Below are 20,808 nucleotides of genomic sequence, written 5' to 3'. Positions count from 1 at the left end.
ATATGTAGTATGTCGCCCGGGCCAGGGGTTACCCCGCCGCCCGGGAGCTTCCCGGTCGCCCTATGCAGACCGGAGATTGCCGCTGCTTACTGCGCAGGCGCAATATCCGTCACCTCGCTATGCGCCTCGGCCGTATCGCTGCTGCCGGTTGCCGGCGCAGGGACGGGCATCATCAGTTTCTCCCAGGTCGCCTTCAACTCCTTCATGTTGTATTCCGGCTCACCCTGCGGCTGTTGCAGCACCAGCGCCATATCCTGCGACAGCTGTTGACGCAGATACTGGTTCAGCATATCGACGGTCAGCGAATCCAGGAACTCCTGACGCAGCTTCTGATACTGCTCCGGGGCGATATCCACCACCTGGTTTTGCAACGAACGGATACGTTGGCTGATCAGGATATCGGTGTCGGTGCGCGCATAGGTCGCAAACAGCTTTTGCAGCTCCAGGTTCTTCTGCGCAATCAGGGTATCGAACTCCTCCTGCGGCAAGCCATTATCACGCACTTTCGCCAGCTCGCGGGAGACGGCGGTCAGATTAGCGTTGAGTTTATTGCCCGGGGATTCAATATTGATGGCGCACTGCGCGCGCTGATACAGCACCCGGCAATCAAAGCCGAGGCTCACGTCTTTGATGTTGCTTCGGCTCAGGTTCTGCTGCACGTGCCAGAACAGCGCCTCGCGCGCAAGGTCATCACGCCAGTAGCGCTGCAGCGCAACCGAGTCACGAATCGGCTGCCATGGGGAATCCCACATGATCGACAGCTTATCCTGACGCACCGTATTGGTCATAATGCTGACCGGCGTCGTCGGTAACGGCGCCAGCGTCGGCACCGCCGCCGGCGTTTCGCGTTTGCCTTTCAGCTCACCGAAGTTTTTGTTGATCTGCTCCGCCACGCTGCGGCTATCAACATTCCCCACCACGATTAGCGTCATCGCATCCGGGGTGTACCATTTCTGATAAAACGCTTTCAGCTGCTCAACATCGACCGGCTTTTTCAGCGGAGCGGCGGGATCGTGGCCCAGCATGGTGGAGCCTTTCAGACGATAGCGCCACCAGCCCTCTTTGGTGTCCAGCGGCCAGGTCGCCACCATATCCTCGCCCTGCAGGGCGTGATTCACGGCTTCCGGGGTCACCGACAGATTGCCGCTGGTATCCGACAGCCAGCTCAACGCCTCTTTCAGCAGGTCGTTGCGGTTATTCGGCAGGCTGAGATTAAACATGGTGTAGCTATATGAGACCAGCGCCGGCGGAAGCGGGCGAGCGGGGTCGATGCTTTGCTGCCACAGCGAACGGGCCTGCATCGTCGGCAGACTGCCGCTTTGCGTCAATGCCAGGCGCGGGATAAAGTGGCTAAAGCCGCTCTGCTGAGTGCTTTCGCTCAGCGAGCCGATATTCACTAACAGACGGACTTCAATACGATCGCTGGGACGCTGCGGTGTCGCTAAAACCTGCCACTGGAGTCCGTTCGCGAGAGTCCCCTGTTGCCAGGCCGGGTCCGGCTGGAGCGCTTCTGCTTGCACATAACCGGCTGCTGCCATCATCAGCAAACCACCCGTTAACAGTCGAATTTTTGTGCCCTGCATGTGAACCCCTGATGAACATTCCTGGTTACAAAAGCAACCCACAAGCGGGCTGCCAAAAATATGGTGAACGAAGTACGTCGGTTAGACCACGCGGAGATGAAAATGTCGCACGGAGACGTAAAATAATCATTTCGTATCATTCCCCCACCCGGAGGAATGATACCTAATTATGCGCAGGAGCCCGGAGTCCAGCAAGGACAACGGGCCTAACAGAAGGATTTAAGAGGATAATTCGTGCGATTTGTTCGCCGGAACGCGGTTATTCAGGACATCATCCAGCTGCTGGCTATCCAGCTCTTTGACCCATTTCGCCACCACGATCGTCGCGACGCCGTTACCGACCAGATTGGTCAGCGCACGTGCTTCAGACATAAAGCGGTCAATCCCGAGAATCAGCGCCAGACCGGCTACCGGTAAATGCCCGACCGCCGAAATGGTCGCCGCCAGCACGATAAAGCCGCTCCCCGTCACGCCAGCCGCCCCTTTAGAAGAGAGCAGCAGCACCACCAGCAGAGTGACCTGATGGAAGATATCCATATGGCTGTTGGTCGCCTGGGCAATGAACACCGCCGCCATCGTCAGGTAGATCGATGTCCCATCGAGGTTAAAGGAGTAACCGGTGGGAATAACCAGCCCAACCACCGATTTACGACAGCCCAGCTTCTCCATTTTATCCAGCATGCGCGGCAGCGCCGACTCAGACGAGGACGTCCCAAGCACAATCAGCAGCTCTTCGCGGATATAGCGGATAAACTTGAAGATACTAAAGCCGGTCACCCGGGCGATAGAGCCCAGTACCACCACCACGAACAGGATACAGGTGATATAGAAGCAGACGATCAGCTGGCCCAGTTGCACCAGGGTGCCGACGCCATATTTACCGATGGTAAAGGCCATGGCCCCAAAGGCGCCGATCGGCGCGAGGCGCATGATCATGTTGATGATGCCGAAGATCACCTGCGAGAAGCTTTCAATGACGTTAAAAATGAGCTGGCCTTTACTGCCCAGACGATGCAGCGCAAAACCAAACAGCACGGCAAACATCAGCACCTGAAGAATGTTGCCACTGGCAAAGGCGCCGATGACGCTGCCGGGGATAATATCCAACAGGAAGGCGACAATCCCCTGTTCTTTTGCCTGCTCGGCGTAGACCGCCACCGCATGGGCGTCCAGGGTCGCCGGGTCAACGTTCATTCCGGCGCCGGGTTGCACCACGTTAACAATAATCAGACCGATAATCAGCGCGATGGTGCTGACAACTTCGAAGTAAAGTAGCGCCACCGCGCCGGTACGGCCAACGGCCTTCATGCTTTCCATCCCGGCAATCCCCGTCACAACAGTACAGAAGATAACCGGTGCAATCACCATTTTTATCAGTTTAACGAAGGCATCGCCGAGAGGTTTCATCTGCGCGCCCAGTTCCGGGTAGAAATGGCCCAGCAGAATACCGATCGCAATGGCCGACAAAACCTGCACATAGAGGCTTTTGAAGAGAGAGGTTTTCATAGGGTGTCCTTTGGGTATAACCACAGACCTTGAAGGGGTATATGTCGTCTGTGGCTTAAAAGTAACACCAGGGAAACATTTCAGAAATAACTAACCGCGAAAATGCAACGGAATTGTTAAAAACTTTGAGCTGACTCGCACAAGTCCGCAGCCGATTACAGACTTGCACCCTCTTCATTCGCCGGGAAAAAGTGCGCCGTAAACGCCTCCTGCGCTAAGGCGCCGCCAAACAGATAGCCCTGAACAACCTCGACGCCGGCCTCCTTCAGCCACAGATGCTGCGCCTGATTTTCAACCCCTTCGGCAACAATACGCAGCTTCAGGCCACGCGCCAGCTGGATAATCGCCGGGACCATGCTGGTATCGTCGGGCAACATATCGATGAAGGCCTTGTCGATTTTCAGGATGTCGACCGGCAGCGATTTCATATGCTGGAGCTGACGCAAACCCGCGTAGCCCATGCCAAAGTCATCCAGGGCGATACGAACCCCGGCGTCACGCAGCGGACGCAGCAGGGACACGACCATCTGCGGATCGTCCAGCCGACGGCTTTCGGTGATTTCCAGCACCAGCGTGCCGGGAGCGATACGGTAACGTGCCAGTAACGCCAGCATCTCGGCGCCACGATCGTGGTGCAGCAGCTGTAGCAGTGAGACATTCACCGACAGCGGCAGCATAATGCCGCGGCTTTGCCAGGCGGCAAGCTGGCGGCAGGCCTCTTCCATCACCCAGTAGCCGACCGGCACCATCAGTCCGCAGGTTTCAATACGTTCAATCAGATTTGCCGGCAGCGCCCAACTACCGTCGGCCTGGCGTTGACGCAGCAGCACTTCCGCCCCGCAGACCTCGCCGCTGGCGGTATCCACCTGCGGCTGTAGCCAGATAGCAAACTGATGATTATCCAGCGCCGTCAGAATATCGTGCTCCTCCATCAGCCGACGCTGGGCTTTTTCCATCTGCTCCGGGTCAAAAAACTCAATCTGATTTTTGCCTTTGCGTCGCGCGGCGATAGCGGCGGAAAATGCCCGGCGATAGAGCTGCTCCGCGCTCAGTTCGCCATTAAACATCGCAATTCCCACGCTGGCGCAGGGCCGTAGCTGGATACCGTGCAACGGCAGCCGTTCATTTATGACAGTGAGTACTTGCTTACTCAATGTCACCGCCTGCCACGGCTCGCTCATCCCATGGGCCAGAATCGCAAAGTCATACCCGCTGATCTGAGCCAGCACCATTCGCGAGGGGATAATTTCTCGTAGCTTTTCCACCAGAGTCAGCAGCAGTATCTCCCGCTGGGTCTCTTTCAGCACGCCCGCCGTGTCCTGCAAGGTTTCGCAGGCGATGACCAGCAGGGCTGACGTTTGCGGCCGGGCGACCGTCTGCTCCAGCAGCGCCATCAAAAACGCTTTATTCGGCAGCTCGGAAACCGGGAAACGGGTGGATTGCAAAGAAAGCTCATCATGCAGGCGCAGCAGGGTCTGCTGGTTGCGGTTATAGCTCCGCACCAGCAGGCCAATTTCATCATCATGGTGCAGCCGCGGCACTGTCAGCTGGTGCCCGAGGCGCGCCTGCTGCGGCAGATCGTTGAGTTCACGGGCGACTTTACGCAGCGGACGGACAATCAGGCGGTTGATGCACCAGGTGATGGCGACCGTCAGCATCAGCACCAGCAAGAAGTAAGCGGTCACTAACGTGGAAAGGACGCTCATGACAAATTTGTAGGTCTGGTATGAGTCGGCCTGCAGCACCAGATAGGCGAGCGGCTGCGGGTTGGCCGGTCTCTCCAGCGAGTAAATCGGCAGCGATATCTGTACCGGCAGTTCGAAAATGCGGGTGATCATCACCGGCACCGGACGCTCAGGGATAAAGCGCATCCGCAGCGCCTGAAATTGATTTGGCAAAACGACATCCGCCCGGCTGACGATACCAGCAGGCTGAATATGGCCCAGAATGGCTTCCGCTTCGGGAATATCCGCTTTCAGGATAGCCGCTGACAGCGGTTCGCGAACGGAACGAGCGATACTTTCTAATTGCGTGGCCGTGGTGAGGCGACTCTGTTGCACAAAGTGAAACAACAAAATGGAGCAAAAAACCAATACAAACGCCATGGACACGCCCGCGACCATCGCCATCTGTTTAATTGTAAGTGAACGGCTGACGCGCAACTGTGTTCTCCACTGATACTTAACGCATGTCCGGCCCGGATCCATCAACGCCGGTCTTTATCCGCTGGGGCGCCCCGCAGCAGGCTGATTATATACTCAAACGCGTTCGCGTCGCAGGACGCAAACGACTCAGGCGTTGTTGAACAGCGCTGACGCTGGCCCCGGAGGAGCAAAGGCCCACCAACGGGCCGATCGCGAGCGCAGGCGCTATACCTCGGCGACTCGAAGTATGACGAGTATACGCGAACAGGCGGGTGGAGTGACGCCCGATCGCGTAATTCAGCCTAATCTGCTACCAATCAGCATAGGGGACCAGCGGCTGCGGCGGCATATTCATATCGCCCTGCCAGCCGGAGGCCGAGTAGCGAACGTAGAGCAGCGCGTGGCTCGGGGTATAGTCCTTCGCCTGCTGAATATCCACCGCCGCGCCAACAAACCAGTTGCCGGTGACCCGCCGTTCAACCAGCGCCCGGGCGGTATAGCCAAAGCCGTGGCTGCTGCTGCCCTCTTCCGTTAGCTGACTCGCATCAGCGCGGTACTCTGAGGGGATCAGGTTCAGCAGTGGATAGCGCGCCTGAGTTTGGGTCCGCGAATGGGACCAGGAGACGGAACCGCCCAGCTCCCATGACCAGCTTTCGCTGCGCTGACGCCAGGTAACCGGCACCGCGAACGAGACGTACTCCTGCGGGCTGTAGTAGCCGCCCTGTCCCAGAGTGTAGCCGCTGAGGTCTTTGTCATAGTGCCAGAGCATGTTGTTCAGGCCGACGGTGACGCGACGGTTATCTTCGTTGATAAGCTTATAGTAATACCCGGTCATCCAGCGCACGCGCCAGTTGTCCGCCACGTTTTTCCCCGTGAGCCGATCGGCGCCCAGAGAAGACCACACGCCGTTGGCCTCGCCCTTGTCGTAACTCAGGCTGATGCCACCGCCGTCGGCACGCACGCCACCCCAGGTTTTCCCGGTATGGCTGCTGCTGTCTTTCTGCCCGCCAAAAGCCAGCAGGGAGCTGGAAATCGGTCGACGGTGCATATTCAGGGTATAACCGACCGGCCCGAGATCGTCGCTGTAGCTCACTCCCCCCACCACATCGACCACGTTGAAACCCATCGGTGTGGTGCCGATATCGCCGCTCCAGGTATCATTCTTCCAGCCCACCGCGACGCTGGCCCCACCGTCGCTCTGGTTCTTGCTGCCGCTGGTGCAGGCAATTTCGCCACAGGTGCCCCAGCTCGGGGAATAGCTGCCGTCGCTGTGAGTTGAGAAGCGGCCGGCATCCATATTCACCAGGTCGGTACGCAAGAACATTCGGCCATCGGCAAGCGGGGCGTCCACATGCAGCATGGTGGTATGCGCTTTCAGGTCGGAATAGCCGCCGGTGCCGCTGGATCCCCAGAAGTCATGTTCGAGGGTGACGTTCAGATCCTGCTGGCGATAAAGATCCGCGGCATCGCTGCGGATCCCGCGCTTCAACCAGTCATCGCTGCTGTCGTTGCGGGTCAGGCGGGTCAAGGCGTCGTTATCCTGCGGACGAGCCGGGGCCACTCCGGAGGCCACCAGCGCGTCTTTGTAACTCTCCAGCGCCCGCTGCGGCTGGCCGCTGCGGGCCTGGAAACGCGCCGCGTCGCGCAGCACCAGCGCACTGTCCATGGACGGCGGCTGCGCTTTTGCCTGCGGGATGATGCGGTTGAAGATTTGCTGCGCCCCGGCGGTATCACCAAAGCCGGCTTTGGCCAGCGCCACCCGCCGCTGCATATTGATTGAATCGTTCTCTCCGCCTTTCAGCTGTGCGACCTGCGCACGCGCGGCAGAGTCGTCGCCCGCGGCGAGATAGACTTCCGCCAGCCCCAGACGGGCATCGCCGTTGTTTGCCTCCTGATGCAATACCGCGCGGTATTGGGCAATCGCCGTCTGGCTATCGCCGCGCTGCTGCGCCCAGTCCGCGAGGGTCAGGGCGTAGCGCACCGAGGGCGGCTGCTGCTTAATCAATGCGATGGCCTGAGCTTCCTGCCCGCTATCGCGCAGCAGGTTGGCCTGACGCAACACTTTATCGCTTTGCAGTCGCGCCTCCAGCTCACGGATATTATCCGTCCACTGACCGCGCGGCAGAGTGTGAATCTGCGCAAGGGCCATATCGTCCTGGTTGTTCGCGGATAAATACAGTCCCCAGGCATACACGCGCTCGGCATCGCCGGGCCTGCGGTTGACCATATTGCGCATCAGCGTATCGGCCTGTGCCTGCTCGCCTGCGCTAACCAAATCACGGGACAAACGGTAGGTTATCCAGACGCTATCCGGATCAAGCGCCAGACGCCGACGCTGCACTTCCGCCGCCTGCGCCCAGTTTCCCTGGCTTTCCAGCGCTTCAGCCTGTTTCTCCAGCCGCTCGTTGGTCAGGCTACGTTCAATATCGTCAATGCTGCGTCGCTGGGCGGGGGGTAAGCCGGCGATAAAGGCGCTGGCTTTGTCCGCGGATTCCGCCCGATACAGGTTAGCCAGCCCGCGCACCGCCAGGCTGTTGTCGCGATCCATACGCAATGTGCGCTGGTAGTAGCGCTCTGCGGCGGCATTATCTTTGCGCGCCGCGGCAACATCGCCGAGCCCAAGGAGCGCATAGCTGTCGGTATTATCCACCCGCTGCGCCTGCGCGTAATAGTTTTGCGCCTGCGCCAGCTGCCCGGCTTTCAGCGCGCTATCGCCCTGCTTGATCAACAGCCAGTAGCGGTTGGTCTGCAGCAGGCTGTTCCATTTGCCACGGCTCGGGTTATCCGGGTCCATGGCGATCGCTTTACTCAGCTGGGCCACGGCGCGGGCCCTGTCGCCGCGCTGTGAATAAGCCTGGCCCAACGCCCCCACGGCATCGCTATCTTTGGCATCGGTGCGGATCGCCCGCTGTAAATCGGCCACCGCCCGGGTGGAACGATCGTTCCTGACCGCCGCCAGCCCTTCCGAGCGGGTGCGGAATGCCGGGTCCTGCAGCTGCGCCTGCTGCCGATCGAGCAGCACCCGGGCATCCGCCGCCGAGGCGCCGGTGGTGAAGAGCAGCAGAAAACGTTGCAACGCCTGCACGCTATCACGGCTAACCGGCATCTCTTTTATTTCGTCAAGCCACATATCGGCCGCGGTACCGCGGCCAGCGGCCGAGCGCGCCATCTGCTCTAAATAAGCAAAGCCTTCTTTCGGCTTATCGTCAGCAAACATCTGTTTAGCCAGCGCCGCCTGCAGATCGGCATTGCCTGGACTACGGGCATCCAGTTTCTGCAACTGCGCGACGGCTTCTTTATGCCGCGCCGGCAGACGCGCCACCAGCGCCCAGTATTCAATCGCCAGGGTTTGATCGGGGGGGACGCCGCCGAACAATTTTTCGAAAGCGGCCACCCCTTCTTCCACCCGTCCCGAGACGCCCAGCAGACGGGCCTGCTGTAGCTCCTGACGTCCGTCGTTAGTGTTGAGGTTCATTTCACTGCGTGAGGCCTGTAGCTCCGGTGAGTCCGGAGCCAGCTTTGCCAGCTTATCGAGCTGTTTTTTCGCCTCAGCGGTATCGCCCTGGCGCAGCAGATAGCGCATCCGCGCGGCAATCAACCCGGGATTATTCGGGTCAATCAGCTCCAGGCGGTACAGCGATTGCTTAACCAGATCTTCACGATGACTCGCCTCGCCCAGGCGAACCTGTTCCAGCAAGTGCTCCTGAGCAGGCGTCGTCGCAGCCTGCGCCAGCGGCAGCAGACCGATACCCAGGGATAGCGTGATAATACTTAATCTGAACTTGCGCATTCCTGGTCCCAGTCAGGTCGTAATTCGCCACCCGCGGTGAAGCGAAAACGATGTTGATCCCATCCCTGGCCGAAAAGGGTCAGGACTGCGCTGTAGTAAGCGTCCGCACCGGGATAGTTATCGGCGACGCGCTGGCGCTGAATGGCCCGCGCATCGTCATCTTGCAAAAATGGCAGTACCGACGCCGAGAAGCCGACCGGGCCATGACCGCTGGTTTTACCGCTGGCAATATTCACTTTTTCCGGCGGCACGCCCTGGCGGAGAGTCTGCGCCGCCATCGGTTTAAAACGCTCCACCAGTCGCGCCTTCTGCTTATCACCGGCATCCAGCATACCGACCCACAAATAGACGCGAATGGCGTCATAGCTGCCGACGATCGGTTTGTCCGCTTTCAGCTGCCAGCCCTGGCCTTTTTCGTAACGCACCCAGTCGGGAGAAAAGCCTTTGGGCGCCGTCTCCAGCAGTAACCGTAAGTTGCTGTCACGGACTTTCGGCCAGGGGGCGCCGAAGCGGGTAAAGTAGCTGGCCAGCTGCGGCGGGAGATAGCTGGGATTAAAGCGCCAGCCTTTATCGTCAGCAAAACCGACCTTTCCAGGCAGCACCAGCGGCCCCAGCCCGGGCACATTCGCCACTTCCTCAGCCGCAATACGCGACAGCAGCGCCTTGCCTACCTCGGTGTACTGCGGCATCTGCCACAAACGTCCGGCTTCCAGCAGCGACCAGGCGGTCCATAAATCGGAATCAGAAGCGGAGTTGCTATCCAGCAGGGTCCACTCGTCCTCGCTTTTCTTACCCCACAGCCAGCCCGGCAGGTGCGCGCGCAGATCGCCCGCCGCGAGGTTGTTCTGCGTCCACTGGAACAGCTTACCGAAGCCAGCGCGATCGTTGGCCGCCAGCGCAAAGAACAGGGCATAGCTTTGCCCTTCAGAGGTGGTGATTTTTCGCGGATCGCTGGGGTCAACCACGCGCCCTTGCGCACTCACGTACTCTTTTTTAAATTGCTCCCAGGCCGGCCACTGACAGGCGGCGCTCGCCTGCGCCGCCGCCAGCATCAGGACTGTCAGGATGACTCCGCGTACCGCGTTCATCATGATTTACTCATCATCCAGGTGGAGACGACGGCGGCTGACAATACGCAGCATGCGCCACAGCACCCACGCCAGCAGCACGATACTGACCGCCGCCAGAATGGCCAGCAGCACCGGATGGTTGGCGAGGGCAAACCAGATGCGTTCAAACCACGGCAGGTGGCCGACATAATACACATCGCCTACGCGCAGGCTGTTGACGCCGGATTCACGAATAACCGCGGCAGAGCCAAACATCGCCGCCCGTTTGCCGCTATCGTTCAGGGCCTCATTCAACAGTTCGTTGCCGCGGGCGCTATCCGCCAGCAGGGCCACGACGCTGCGCTGATCGTGATACGGCGACTGGAAGCTGATAATGGCCGCCATCGGCCCCGAAGAGGTGATATCGGTACGCGTATTCGGCGCCCGGGCGTCATCATCCGGGTAAATGCTCGGCAGGTCGTAATGACGCATCGGCATTTTCACCCAGCTCCTGGTCGCGTCTACCAGCAGGGTAATCTTGCTCTCGTCCTTCAGCGCTGGCGGAATCGAACCAATCAGCAGCAGATCGGCATCTTTATCCTTAATCTTGCTGCCATCGTCGGTCATTTGCAGATTGATAGCCGCCAGGCCGGTCTGCGCACCGATGCCGCCAACGGATTCCAGCAGCGTCGCCACCTGACCCTGAGTCGGCGTCTTTGGCACCACAATCAGAGTGTCGGACAGATCGGCCATCCGGCTATACGGGAAGCCTGCGTTGGCAAACACGCGCAGGTCCGGCATGGCGATAAAGTGGTAATACTTCGAGAAGTCGATCGTGGAGTCGTCGCCAATCACCACGTGGTTCTGTACCGGCTGGAAGGTAATGCAGTTGTCGATGGAGCCGCCCGGCATCGGGTTCATGTACTGGAAATCGAAACGTAACTGGTTCATCGCCCCCAGACGTAGCGCCGGGATATTCACTTCCGCTTTGCCGTCCAGCAGCCCCTGCAGCACCGGCAGACGCAATATCAGCTTATTGACGTCCTGAGAGCTATTGAGGCTAAACGATTGCAGGAACCGATCGTTAAGGCTGATATCCATGCGTGAGCTGTCTTTCATCGGCGGCATGGTGTAGCGATAGTTCAACCGCATATCAATGCCGTTAGCACGCAGCAGATAGAGGTCCGGCGGTAAATTCAGCGCCACGTTAATCGAATCCGGAACCAGACCGCTGGACTGCAGCTGCTGTTCGTAGGTTTTCAGTTCGCCAAACGTCACCTCACGGTCGGTACGCACCCAGTTCGGCGCATCGTAAGGTTTACGCGCCTGCAGCACTTTGACGCCATCCACCACCACGCTGCTGCCGCGGAACAGAATATTGCCCTGCGCAATCCCCTTTGCCGCCAGCAGCAGATCGTTATCGTCGCGCCCAAAGACCACCAGCAGTTTCACGTACGGGTTATGCGGATGGTCAACCATTTCGATGGTCGGCGCCTTCACCGGCGGATGTTCGCGCAGGAACGCCGGGCGTTTGTCGTTGGTCGCAAAAACAATGGCGTTGCGATCCGGTAGTTCATTGAAATAGACCGGGAACTGCTGACCGCGCCAGCCGGCCTTACTGCCGAACCACGAGGCGACGATCGCCGCCGCCTGCTGTTGCTGCGTATCCGGCGCCCCAGCAAAGACCATCGGTAACGTCAGCGGTCGGTTGTCCCGGGCGTCGAAGAACGGCACCGGGAAATGCGACAGGTCGTTACGCACTGCCAGCGCCTGGTAGGTCAAATCCAGGTTGCTGTTACGCCCGACGTCCAGCCACAGGGTGCTGCTGGCCGGGTTCTCACACACATCGCGGTAATGGCCGACAAACTCCAGCCGCAGGCGGTTAAAGTCGGTGATATACAGCGGGTCGACAGGGATCTGCGCACTGACTTTCTTACCCAGCTGCTCTTTGGTGACCGGTAGTACGCCCATCAGCTCGTCGTTGAGGTAAACCTTCAGCTGTGACTGAACCGGCAGCAGCGAAGGCGACGGCGTATACTCGAGATTCAGCAGGGCTTTCGTGACCACCTCGTCGCTGCGCATGCCAAACTCCACCGCGCCGTCGGGATGCGCGCCGCGCAGTACCATACTGCCCGGAGGCGGGGCAATTTTCGCGAAAGAGAGCTTCACGTCGCGGGTTGGGACATTCTCCGTCACCACCACCGGCGCCGCGGGGTCAACCACGGTTGCCGCAGGTTGGCTATCGGCAATCTGCGGCGTCGGAGCCGTCAGCATGCCGGCAGCCGGCGCTGTCGCGGCGGCTGCCGGAGCCGCGGTTGTCGTGGGCTCCGCATAAGATGCGAAGGGGTACCAACCAGCCATTGCCACCGCCACTGCACAAATCAAGGAGAGTTTTCTTTTCATCGTATTATCATCATTGTTGAGCCATTTCTGGTGCGGAAGAGAGTTTCGCCGCGGCGCGTTCAGGCCGGCGGGGAACAAACGAGACTATCCAGGCAACCAGCGTGGTGAGCGAGCGGAAAATAACCTTCACCGACGGCGGCGAGAACTCCGCCAGGTGACGATATCCACGGAACCCCAGTTTCAGGATATCCAGCAGGCTTTCCATCGGCTTATCTTCCGGGAAGCTATCCTGCCAAAGCGCCCACGTATCGGCGCGGGCAAATGTACACTGCACAAAATCAATATGTTGCTGATTGGTCAACGGCATCAGCTGCAGACCGACTTCGCTGCCATTCACGCGCGCGACCCGTACCGGGAAGACATACTCCTGCTGTCCGCGTTTGAGCAGCAGCTTCGCCTGCTGCCCTTCCAGCACCTGCGCCTTACCGTGAATGTTGATCCCCAGCCCGCCATCGGAATAGTCATGGACGGTACAGGAGAACAGGTGGCCATCTTCGCGGGCAATCGCTGCGGGCATGCTCATTTCCACACGATGCGAACGGCGGACCTGTTTGCTTTCCACCGATACCGCCACCGCACCGCCGAGAATAATCAGGTTATAAAATACCCAGACAATACTCACCCAGACGGTCAGGATTTCGTTTTCCGGGCCGTACATAAACCGCCAGATGCCGGCCGCCACGCCGAAGAGGTTCAGCAGCACCAGATAGATATAAGGTCGGGAAATCACCCAGTCGACATACTCGTCGGCCACCAGCCCGCCCTTCGCCGTCACGTTGAACTTGCCTTTGTGCGGATTAATCAGCGCGACAAAGGTCGGCGGCGCGATATACCACGCCAGCGTCGTTTCGTAGATTTCGCTCCAGAAAGAGTGACGGTATTTCCCCTGAATCTTCGAGTTCGTCAGGCTGGCGTGAATCATATGCGGCAGGACAAACAGCGCGATCATCAGCGCCGGGGCATAGATGATATAGGCGTGCAGCAGTAAAAATGCCAACGGTGCGGTCAGGAAGATCAGCCGGGGGATACCGGATAAGAAGTGCATCATCGCATTGACGTAACAGATCCGCTGCGCCAGCTTCAGCCCTTTACCCAACAGCGGGTTATCCAGGCGGAAAATCTGCACCATGCCGCGCGCCCAGCGAATACGCTGACCGATATGCGCCGACAGGCTCTCGGTCGCCAGCCCGGCGGCCTGCGGAATACGCATATAGGCGGAGGTATAACCGCGGCGGTGCAGACGCAGGGAGGTGTGCGCATCTTCGGTCACCGTTTCAACGGCGATACCGCCAATCTCATCCAGCGGCCCGCGCCGGATGACCGCGCATGAACCGCAGAAGAAGGTGGCGTCCCACATGTCGTTCCCGTCCTGCACCAGGCCGTAAAACAGGGTGCCTTCGTTCGGCGTCTTACGAAAACGGCCAAGGTTGCGTTCAAACGGATCCGGAGAGAAGAAGTGGTGCGGCGTCTGCATCATCGCCAGCTCTTTCTCTTTCAGAAACCAGCCCATCGTCATCTGCAGGAATGAGCGCGTCGGCACGTGGTCGCAGTCAAAGATCGACACGAACTCGCCTTTGGCGTATTTCAGCGCATGGTTGATGTTCCCGGCCTTCGCATGTTCATGGGTGGTACGGGCGATATAATGCACGCCGACATCTTTCGCGAACTGGCGGAACTCTTCGCGGCCGCCGTCATCAAGGATCCAGATATTGAGTTTGTCTTTCGGCCAGTCGATCCCCTGCGAGGCGTAAATGGTATTTTTCACCACGCTCAGGTCTTCGTTATAGGTGGGCACGAAAATATCCACCGTCGGCCACCCGGCCATCTCTTTTGGTAGCGGCACCGGCTGGCGATTCAGCGGCCATACCACCTGGAAATAGCCCAGCACCAGCACTATCCAGGCATAGGTTTCGGCAAACAGCAGTACGAGGCCGCACACCAGGCTTACGGGATCGTCCCAGTTCAGCGTTGAGGTGTAGCGCCACCAGATGTAGCGGCAGGAGACGGTCAGCGAGAGAACAATCAGCATCAGGGCCGAGAAACGCCCCGGTATACGCCGCACCAGCAGCGCCACGCCCCACAGCAGCAGCAGGAAAATAAACTGCGATAGCGGATTAAACGGCTGGGTAATACACAGCAGCGCCAGCACCAGCGAGAAAAAGACCACCACGCCGAGAATCGCCTTGCGCAACCGCGGGTTAAGATGCGCCAGCTCTTTGTGTTTATCGAGATGGCCGCTGCCGGCGTTCACCCGCTCGGGCAGTTTATCCAGCCACTGCGCGTAGCGCCCGTGTACGCCTTCCAGCGCCGCCAGCGTTCGCCAGTTGGCCTTTTTATCCGCTTCAGGTACCCGCGTCGCCAGCAGCCACAGGGATTGCAGCAGATAGCGAAGGGGATCCAACGGCCGCGGACGATGGGGATTAATATGCGGAAAATAGCGGCCATGGTTTGCCAGAATCGCCTGCCAACGCGGGGTTTCCAGCGGCATCAGCGCCCACACCAGCGACACCCACAGGCACCCCAGCGTTGCCGACAGCCGCGACGCGCCGTGCTGACGATAGTCGTTGTAGCGCTCGCTCAGGCGTGCTGCGACCGGAGGCGCCAGCAGCAGGGTGCTCAGGCGCATCATTGCGCCTCCTGGCGGGAATAGTGCAGTAAGCACCAGTTGGCAAGCGTGAGGATCTCTTCCGCCGCCAGCGAGTCCTGACGATATTCTCCCAGCGGTTGCTTCGCCGCCAGGCACTCCGCCATCGCCTCATCGCGGTGGACGGTGACCGGCAAAATACGGCGCTGGCTCTCCAGCCATAGCTGGTATAAATCTTCCTGCAGCTGGCTGCCGACGCGCAGATCGTTGATCAGAATATCGCCATTCGCCGCCAGCGCCTGTTGATGCAGGCGAATGTGGCTATTGCCATCCGGGTGCACCACCACCAGCGTACGATCGCAGGCGCTAAGCAACGAACGGGTCAGCGGGGAAAAACCGTCCGCTAAATCCAGCAGCAGCCAGCGATGATCGCCCTGCTCCGCCAGCTTCCGCACCATCCCGACGATCGGTTCCAGCGTCGGATAGAGCCTATCGATATTCTCTCTTTCGCCCGGCGTAAGCTGGCCAAAGGGCAAAATATCGATATGCGAGGTATAGCGAATACCGGCATCACGCCAGTCGCGCCCGTCAATCAGCGAACGCGCCCAGCCGTCGCGATGGCTCGCGTCGACGTTGAAAAAAAAGCGCAGCATATTGTCCGGGCTGGTGTCGATCGCCAGTACCGTCTCACCGAGGAGCTGTAACGCCCAGGCTAATGCAGCGGTAATCGACGTGGTGCCGACGCCACCGCGTATCCCCTGTAATCCAAGAATGGCCATCGACGGCGTCCTTACTTTTTCTCTGCGAGTTCGGCCAATAACGGCCAGCGTTTCAGCGCCGCGGCTAATTGCTCGCGTCGGGAAATGTCGTGGTAATCAATATCGGGCAGGGAAAATGCCCGGCTTAAGGCCAGGAAATCATTTTGAAAGGTATAACCCAGCGTGGCGTCTGAGGGTACTACAGGCTCTTTTCCCGGCATTTCTCTATCCATTCAAAAACACATAAATAAAACCCGAGGTGTAAAAGGCTCATTCTCAAATCACCTATATATGCTAAAACTGATACCCTTTAATTTCAATGTTAGGTTTACTCTGACGCTTTCGCTAGTAAACTGATCCAGTATGAATCAGGGCGCGCGAGGAACGACGTGAATATCGTTTATACTTTAGGTATTTCATCATTATGGGACGAAGTTTGCCATATGCCCGTTGGGGGTGTCTGGTGGCTCAACGTCGATCGCTATGCCGATGCGGTCAGTCTGCTTAATCAGACCCTGGCAGCCCAGGACAAAGAGAGTCAGGTCGCGGCCATCGTGATGGGTGATAAACCAAATAAAATCATATCATTAAATAAATCTCACGGCCCGGAAAAAATAGCGTTATTTACCATGCCGAACCATGCGGAAGGGCTGGCAGAAATGCATCGTGACCTGCTGTGCTCTGTCGATCCTGGCAATTATTTGTTTATTCTTCTGGGTGCAGAAAATGCCTGGCAAAACATAAAAAGTGAAAAATTATGCGAATGGGTAGAAAAATCTCAGCGTTGGGCTAAATATCATAAATGCTGCTTATTAATTCTTAATTCAGGTAATGACGTCGACCGGCAACTTTCCCCCTTATTACGCGAGCATCGTGCCCTTTCCGGTCTTGCCAGTATCCGTTATCAGGGCGACAGCTTTCTATTTGATATTGCCTGGTGGGGCAGTGAAAAAGGAATGAGCGCCCAGCAACAGCTCACCATTTTACAGGCTGAAGACGGCTGGCGGCTGGCGCAGGACGAAGAGAAACTCGTGCAGCCGCGCAGCGATGAAAAAGCGGTGCTGAGCAACCTGCGGGTACTGGAAGGGGCTCCGCCGCTTTCTGAATACTGGACGCTGTTTGATACCAACGACGCCGTGTTCAACGCGGGGCGAACGGCGCAGGCGGCGACGCTGCTCTTTTCCATCACCCAGAACGAGCAGATTGAACAGCTCGGGCGCTATATCCACACCCTGCGTCACCAGCGCGGCAGCGCATTAAAAATTGTGGTGCGCGAGCAGACGCCCAGCCTGCGCGCGACCGATGAGCGTCTGTTGCTGAGCAGCGGCGCGAATATGGTGATACCGTCCAGCGCGCCGCTTTCGCGCTGCCTGACGCTGATTGAAAGCGTGCAGAACCAGAAGTTTACCCGGCACATCCCGGACGATTTCGCCACCCTCCTCACCTGGAGCCAGCCGCTTAAGCTGCGCGGCTATCAGAAATGGGATGCCTTCTGCGAAGCCGTGCATAACATTATGGCCAACACCATGCTGCCGGCGGATAGCAAGGGCGTGATGGTCGCATTACGCCCGGCGCCGGGGCTGCGCGTCGAACAGGCGCTAACCCTGTGCCGACCAAACCGGATGGGCGATATTATGACCATCGGCAATAACCGGCTGGTGCTGTTTTTGTCGTTTTGCCGGGTTAACGATCTCGATACCGCGTTAAACCATATTTTCCCTTTACCGACCGGCGATATATTTTCCAACCGCATGATCTGGTTTGAAGATAAGCAGATCACTTCAGAAATCATCCTGATGCGCGGGATCGCGCCGGATCAATGGACCACGCCGCTGCCGATTAGCATGGAGAAGAACGAAGCCATCAATGCGACCCATGACGGGCGCAGCTGGCGGCGGGTTCCTGAACCGCATCGCCTCTTTACTGACCGGGAGCAAACGTCATGATGTCCATCAGCGATATTATGCAGCTGGTTGTATTATGCGCCCTGTTGTTTTTTCCGTTGGGATACCTGACGCGCCATTACCAGCGCCGTATTCGCACCACTTTACGCTTGATGTTCTTTAAACCCCGTTATGTCAAACCGGCTGGCGTATTACGCCGGGAAGCACCAACTCAGCAAGGCAAACCGAACAAATGACGACTCCTAAAACTAACGCTACGCCGCTCCCTCTCTGGCAGTACTGGCGCGGCCTGGGCGGATGGAATCTTTACTTCCTGGTAAAGTTTGCGCTGCTCTGGGCGGGATATCTTAATTTTCACCCAATGCTGAACCTGGTGTTTCTCGCGTTTTTGCTGGTTCCGCTGCCTCAATATTCGCTGCACCGCCTGCGCCACTGGATTGCCATTCCCCTCGGTATCGGGCTGTTCTGGCATGACACCTGGCTGCCGGGACCGGAAAGCATTCTCACCCAGGGCTCGCAGCTTGCCGGCTTCAGCGCCGATTATCTCTGGGATCTGGTGACCCGCTTTATTAACTGGAATATGGTCGGCGCCTTCTTCTTGCTGCTGGTGCTGTGGCTGTTCCTCAGCCAGTGGCTACGGGTGACGGTACTGGTCTCCATCGTCATGGTCTGGCTCGCTATCAGCCCTCTGCTTCCGGCCTTTACGCTATGGCCTGCGGGCCAACCGACGGTCGCCGCGGCAACCACCGCGAATCCGGCGGCTCCGGCAACCGCCGCCGCGGCCAATAGCGATATTCCCCCGCAAAGCGAACCGCCAACCTCAGCAAATCTGAGCAACTGGCTCAACACCTTCTATGCGACGGAACAGAAACGTAAAACGCCGTTCCCGGAGCAGCTGCCTGCCGACGCCCAACCGTTCGATCTGCTGATTATCAACATTTGCTCCCTGTCATGGTCAGATATTGAAGCCGCCGGGCTGATGGATCATCCGCTATGGAAGCACTTCGATATCGTGTTCAAAAACTTTAACTCGGCGACCTCTTACAGCGGCCCGGCGGCGGTTCGCCTGCTGCGCGCCAGCTGCGGTCAGCTGTCGCATACCAACCTGTATCAGCCGTCGGGTAGCGACTGCTACCTGTTCGAAAACCTGGCGAAACTTGGCTTCGCCCAGCAGCTGATGCTGGGCCACAACGGTCAGTTCGGCGACTTCCTGAAAGAGCTGCGTTCCCTCGGCGGTATGCAAAGCCCGCTGATGGATCAGACCGGCCTGCCGGTGATTTTACAAGGTTTCGACGGCTCGCCGGTCTACGACGACCAGGCGACCCTGAACCGCTGGCTGCAAACCCTGGAGAAACAGAATACGCCGCGTACCGCCACCTTCTACAATACCTTGCCGCTGCACGACGGCAACCACTTCCCGGGGCAGAGCAAAACCGCGGATTACAAAGTGCGCGCGCAGAAACTCTTCGACGAGCTGGACAGTTTCTTTACCGAACTGGAAAAATCGGGTCGTAAAGTGATGGTGGTGGTCGTGCCGGAGCACGGCGGGGCGCTGAAGGGCGACAAAATGCAGGTTTCTGGTCTGCGCGATATCCCCAGCCCGTCAATTACCCACGTTCCGACGGCGGTGAAATTCTTCGGTATGAAGGCGCCGCATCAGGGCAGCCCGGTGATCATCGATCGGCCGACCAGCTACCTGGCGATCTCTGAACTGGTGGTTCGCGCGCTGGACGGCAAGATGTTTACCGAAGACAACGTTGACTGGCAGCAGTACACCGCCAATCTGCCGCAAAGCGCGGCGGTATCGGAAAACGCCAACGCCATTGTCATCCAGTATCAAGGCAAGCCTTACGTCCAGCTCAACGGCGGAAGCTGGGTTCCGTACCCGCAGTAATCCCAACAGGCCGCAAGGTTCCTCCTTGCGGCCTGTTCAAACCAATACATCGCCATCCCTCCGCCGCTCCCCCCTCTCTTCTTGTTGCCGGCAATTCCCTTCCCCCCGATAAAAACAGATGTGACAGCGCGCGCGGAAGAATATACGATATGTATATGAATCATTATGGTGTGTATATATATGGGAATCGTAAAAATCTCCGACCTGCTGCATGACGACATCCGCGATGCCAGCAAGGCAATGTCACGTTCGGTGAACGCTCAGGCCGAATACTGGATCCGACTGGGTATGATGAGCGAGCTCTATCCGGAGCTTAACCACCAGCAAATCAAGATGATGATGCTTAAATCAGGTTCCGATCGCTTACTGGAGGTGATCAATGCCATCAATTCCCATTAAAACCGCGGATCAGCTGGCCAGACAGCGCCGCGCCGGGGAGCTGTTAGCCTCCGTCTTTGAGATGCTGGACGGCTTTATCCAGCCTGGGGTGACCACCATGGAAATCAACAACCGGGTGGAAGATTTTATCGTCAATCAGCTGCACGCCCGACCCGCCAGCAAGGGACAATATGACTATCCCTACGTGCTGAATACCTCGGTGAACGAAGTGGTGTGCCACGGCATGCCGAAAGAGACGGAGCATCTGAAATCAGGCGCTATCGTCAATGTCGACATTACGCTGGAAAAAGGGGGTCTGATCGCGGATTCCAGCAAAATGTATTTGATCGGTGACGTTTCGCCGCTGGCCCGCAGGCTGGTGAAAAAGACCTACGAGGCCATGTGGCAAGGCATCAAGGCGGTGAAGCCCGGCGCCACGCTGGGCGATATCGGCCATGCGATTCAACGCTATGTCGAAAGCAACGGCTACAGCGTTGTCAGGGAGTATTGCGGCCACGGCGTGGGACAGGAGATGCATGAAGAGCCGCAGGTGCTGCACTACGGCAAGCCCGGCACCGGTGCCGTACTACAGGAAGGGATGGTCTTTACCATTGAACCGATGGTTAATCAGGGCGATAGCCGGACAAAAATCAAAAAAGATGGCTGGACGGTGGTCACCCGCGATAAAAAACTCTCGGCGCAATGGGAACATACCATTGCCGTGACCGCGGAGGGTTTTGAAGTCCTGACGCTGCGTAACGGGGAAACCCCGGCAGGCTAACCCCGCAACCGCCACGCAGGAATATTGCCAGCGG

General features: G+C 58.3%; 14 protein-coding genes. 5 read left to right on the top strand and 9 right to left on the bottom strand.

What is annotated here, in order from left to right; translation table 11 throughout:
• Positions 1 to 86: 86 nt before the first annotated feature.
• The 9 genes from EDF73_RS12135 to bcsR form a co-directional block, all read right to left on the bottom strand.
• Positions 87 to 1,583: a pitrilysin family protein gene (locus EDF73_RS12135; protein WP_132729378.1), complete on the bottom strand. Its 1,497-nt coding sequence runs from the start codon at positions 1,581 to 1,583 to the stop codon at positions 87 to 89.
• Between the two features lie 219 nt (positions 1,584 to 1,802).
• Positions 1,803 to 3,089, bottom strand: coding sequence for a dicarboxylate/amino acid:cation symporter (locus EDF73_RS12130; protein WP_132729377.1), 1,287 nt, complete (start codon positions 3,087 to 3,089; stop codon positions 1,803 to 1,805).
• A gap of 155 nt (positions 3,090 to 3,244) precedes the next feature.
• Positions 3,245 to 5,251, bottom strand: coding sequence for a biofilm formation regulator HmsP (gene hmsP, locus EDF73_RS12125; protein WP_207896644.1), 2,007 nt, complete (start codon positions 5,249 to 5,251; stop codon positions 3,245 to 3,247).
• A gap of 292 nt (positions 5,252 to 5,543) precedes the next feature.
• Complete coding sequence (gene bcsC, locus EDF73_RS12120) at positions 5,544 to 9,023, bottom strand: cellulose synthase complex outer membrane protein BcsC (RefSeq protein WP_132729376.1); 3,480 nt, start codon at positions 9,021 to 9,023, stop codon at positions 5,544 to 5,546.
• The gene (gene bcsZ / locus EDF73_RS12115) at positions 9,005 to 10,114 is read right to left on the bottom strand and encodes a cellulose synthase complex periplasmic endoglucanase BcsZ (protein WP_165905703.1); all 1,110 of its coding nucleotides are present in this window, start codon (positions 10,112 to 10,114) and stop codon (positions 9,005 to 9,007) included. Before bcsZ ends, bcsC begins: the two co-directional genes overlap by 19 nt.
• 3 nt (positions 10,115 to 10,117) lie before the next feature.
• Positions 10,118 to 12,475 carry a cellulose biosynthesis cyclic di-GMP-binding regulatory protein BcsB gene (bcsB, locus tag EDF73_RS12110; RefSeq protein ID WP_132729375.1) on the bottom strand — a complete coding sequence of 786 codons (2,358 nt, stop codon included), beginning with the start codon at positions 12,473 to 12,475 and terminating at the stop codon, positions 10,118 to 10,120.
• Positions 12,476 to 12,485: 10 nt separating this feature from the next.
• The gene (gene bcsA, locus EDF73_RS12105; RefSeq protein WP_132729374.1) at positions 12,486 to 15,104 is read right to left on the bottom strand and encodes a UDP-forming cellulose synthase catalytic subunit; all 2,619 of its coding nucleotides are present in this window, start codon (positions 15,102 to 15,104) and stop codon (positions 12,486 to 12,488) included.
• The gene (gene bcsQ / locus EDF73_RS12100; RefSeq protein ID WP_132729373.1) at positions 15,101 to 15,838 is read right to left on the bottom strand and encodes a cellulose biosynthesis protein BcsQ; all 738 of its coding nucleotides are present in this window, start codon (positions 15,836 to 15,838) and stop codon (positions 15,101 to 15,103) included. The genes bcsA and bcsQ overlap by 4 nt, the downstream gene beginning before the upstream one ends.
• Before the next feature lie 11 nt (positions 15,839 to 15,849).
• Positions 15,850 to 16,038: a cellulose biosynthesis protein BcsR gene (gene bcsR / locus EDF73_RS12095; protein ID WP_132729372.1), complete on the bottom strand. Its 189-nt coding sequence runs from the start codon at positions 16,036 to 16,038 to the stop codon at positions 15,850 to 15,852.
• A gap of 168 nt (positions 16,039 to 16,206) precedes the next feature.
• Here bcsR and bcsE point away from each other — a divergent pair, with 168 nt between their 5' ends.
• From bcsE to map, 5 genes are all read left to right on the top strand, one after another.
• Entirely contained in the window at positions 16,207 to 17,763 is a 1,557-nt protein-coding gene (gene bcsE, locus EDF73_RS12090; protein WP_132729371.1) for a cellulose biosynthesis protein BcsE, read from the top strand.
• Positions 17,760 to 17,957, top strand: coding sequence for a cellulose biosynthesis protein BcsF (gene bcsF, locus EDF73_RS12085; protein WP_132729370.1), 198 nt, complete (start codon positions 17,760 to 17,762; stop codon positions 17,955 to 17,957). Before bcsE ends, bcsF begins: the two co-directional genes overlap by 4 nt.
• Positions 17,954 to 19,615 carry a cellulose biosynthesis protein BcsG gene (bcsG, locus tag EDF73_RS12080; RefSeq protein WP_132729369.1) on the top strand — a complete coding sequence of 554 codons (1,662 nt, stop codon included), beginning with the start codon at positions 17,954 to 17,956 and terminating at the stop codon, positions 19,613 to 19,615. The genes bcsF and bcsG overlap by 4 nt, the downstream gene beginning before the upstream one ends.
• A gap of 180 nt (positions 19,616 to 19,795) precedes the next feature.
• Positions 19,796 to 20,014: a ParD-like family protein gene (locus tag EDF73_RS12075; protein ID WP_004868736.1), complete on the top strand. Its 219-nt coding sequence runs from the start codon at positions 19,796 to 19,798 to the stop codon at positions 20,012 to 20,014.
• Positions 19,995 to 20,774: a type I methionyl aminopeptidase gene (gene map, locus EDF73_RS12070; protein WP_132729368.1), complete on the top strand. Its 780-nt coding sequence runs from the start codon at positions 19,995 to 19,997 to the stop codon at positions 20,772 to 20,774. Before EDF73_RS12075 ends, map begins: the two co-directional genes overlap by 20 nt.
• The last annotated feature ends 34 nt before the right edge of the window (positions 20,775 to 20,808 follow it).

This window comes from Klebsiella sp. BIGb0138 (assembly GCF_004342285.1).
GTDB lineage: Bacteria > Pseudomonadota > Gammaproteobacteria > Enterobacterales > Enterobacteriaceae > Klebsiella.
The sequence above is the reverse complement of the archived record's forward strand: the minus strand, read 5'-3'. Positions and strand labels throughout refer to the sequence as shown.

What these genes read in the sequence shown, in the direction of transcription:
- bcsZ (WP_165905703.1), bottom strand. Translation starts at nt 10,114, where the DNA reads ATGATGAACGCGGTACGCGGAGTCATCCTGACAGTCCTGATGCTGGCG.
- bcsQ (WP_132729373.1), bottom strand. Translation starts at nt 15,838, where the DNA reads ATGGCCATTCTTGGATTACAGGGGATACGCGGTGGCGTCGGCACCACG.
- EDF73_RS12135 (WP_132729378.1), bottom strand. Translation starts at nt 1,583, where the DNA reads ATGCAGGGCACAAAAATTCGACTGTTAACGGGTGGTTTGCTGATGATG.
- bcsC (WP_132729376.1), bottom strand. Translation starts at nt 9,023, where the DNA reads ATGCGCAAGTTCAGATTAAGTATTATCACGCTATCCCTGGGTATCGGT.
- bcsB (WP_132729375.1), bottom strand. Translation starts at nt 12,475, where the DNA reads ATGAAAAGAAAACTCTCCTTGATTTGTGCAGTGGCGGTGGCAATGGCT.
- EDF73_RS12130 (WP_132729377.1), bottom strand. Translation starts at nt 3,089, where the DNA reads ATGAAAACCTCTCTCTTCAAAAGCCTCTATGTGCAGGTTTTGTCGGCC.
- bcsF (WP_132729370.1), top strand. Translation starts at nt 17,760, where the DNA reads ATGATGTCCATCAGCGATATTATGCAGCTGGTTGTATTATGCGCCCTG.
- bcsR (WP_132729372.1), bottom strand. Translation starts at nt 16,038, where the DNA reads ATGCCGGGAAAAGAGCCTGTAGTACCCTCAGACGCCACGCTGGGTTAT.
- EDF73_RS12075 (WP_004868736.1), top strand. Translation starts at nt 19,796, where the DNA reads ATGGGAATCGTAAAAATCTCCGACCTGCTGCATGACGACATCCGCGAT.
- map (WP_132729368.1), top strand. Translation starts at nt 19,995, where the DNA reads ATGCCATCAATTCCCATTAAAACCGCGGATCAGCTGGCCAGACAGCGC.
- bcsA (WP_132729374.1), bottom strand. Translation starts at nt 15,104, where the DNA reads ATGATGCGCCTGAGCACCCTGCTGCTGGCGCCTCCGGTCGCAGCACGC.
- bcsG (WP_132729369.1), top strand. Translation starts at nt 17,954, where the DNA reads ATGACGACTCCTAAAACTAACGCTACGCCGCTCCCTCTCTGGCAGTAC.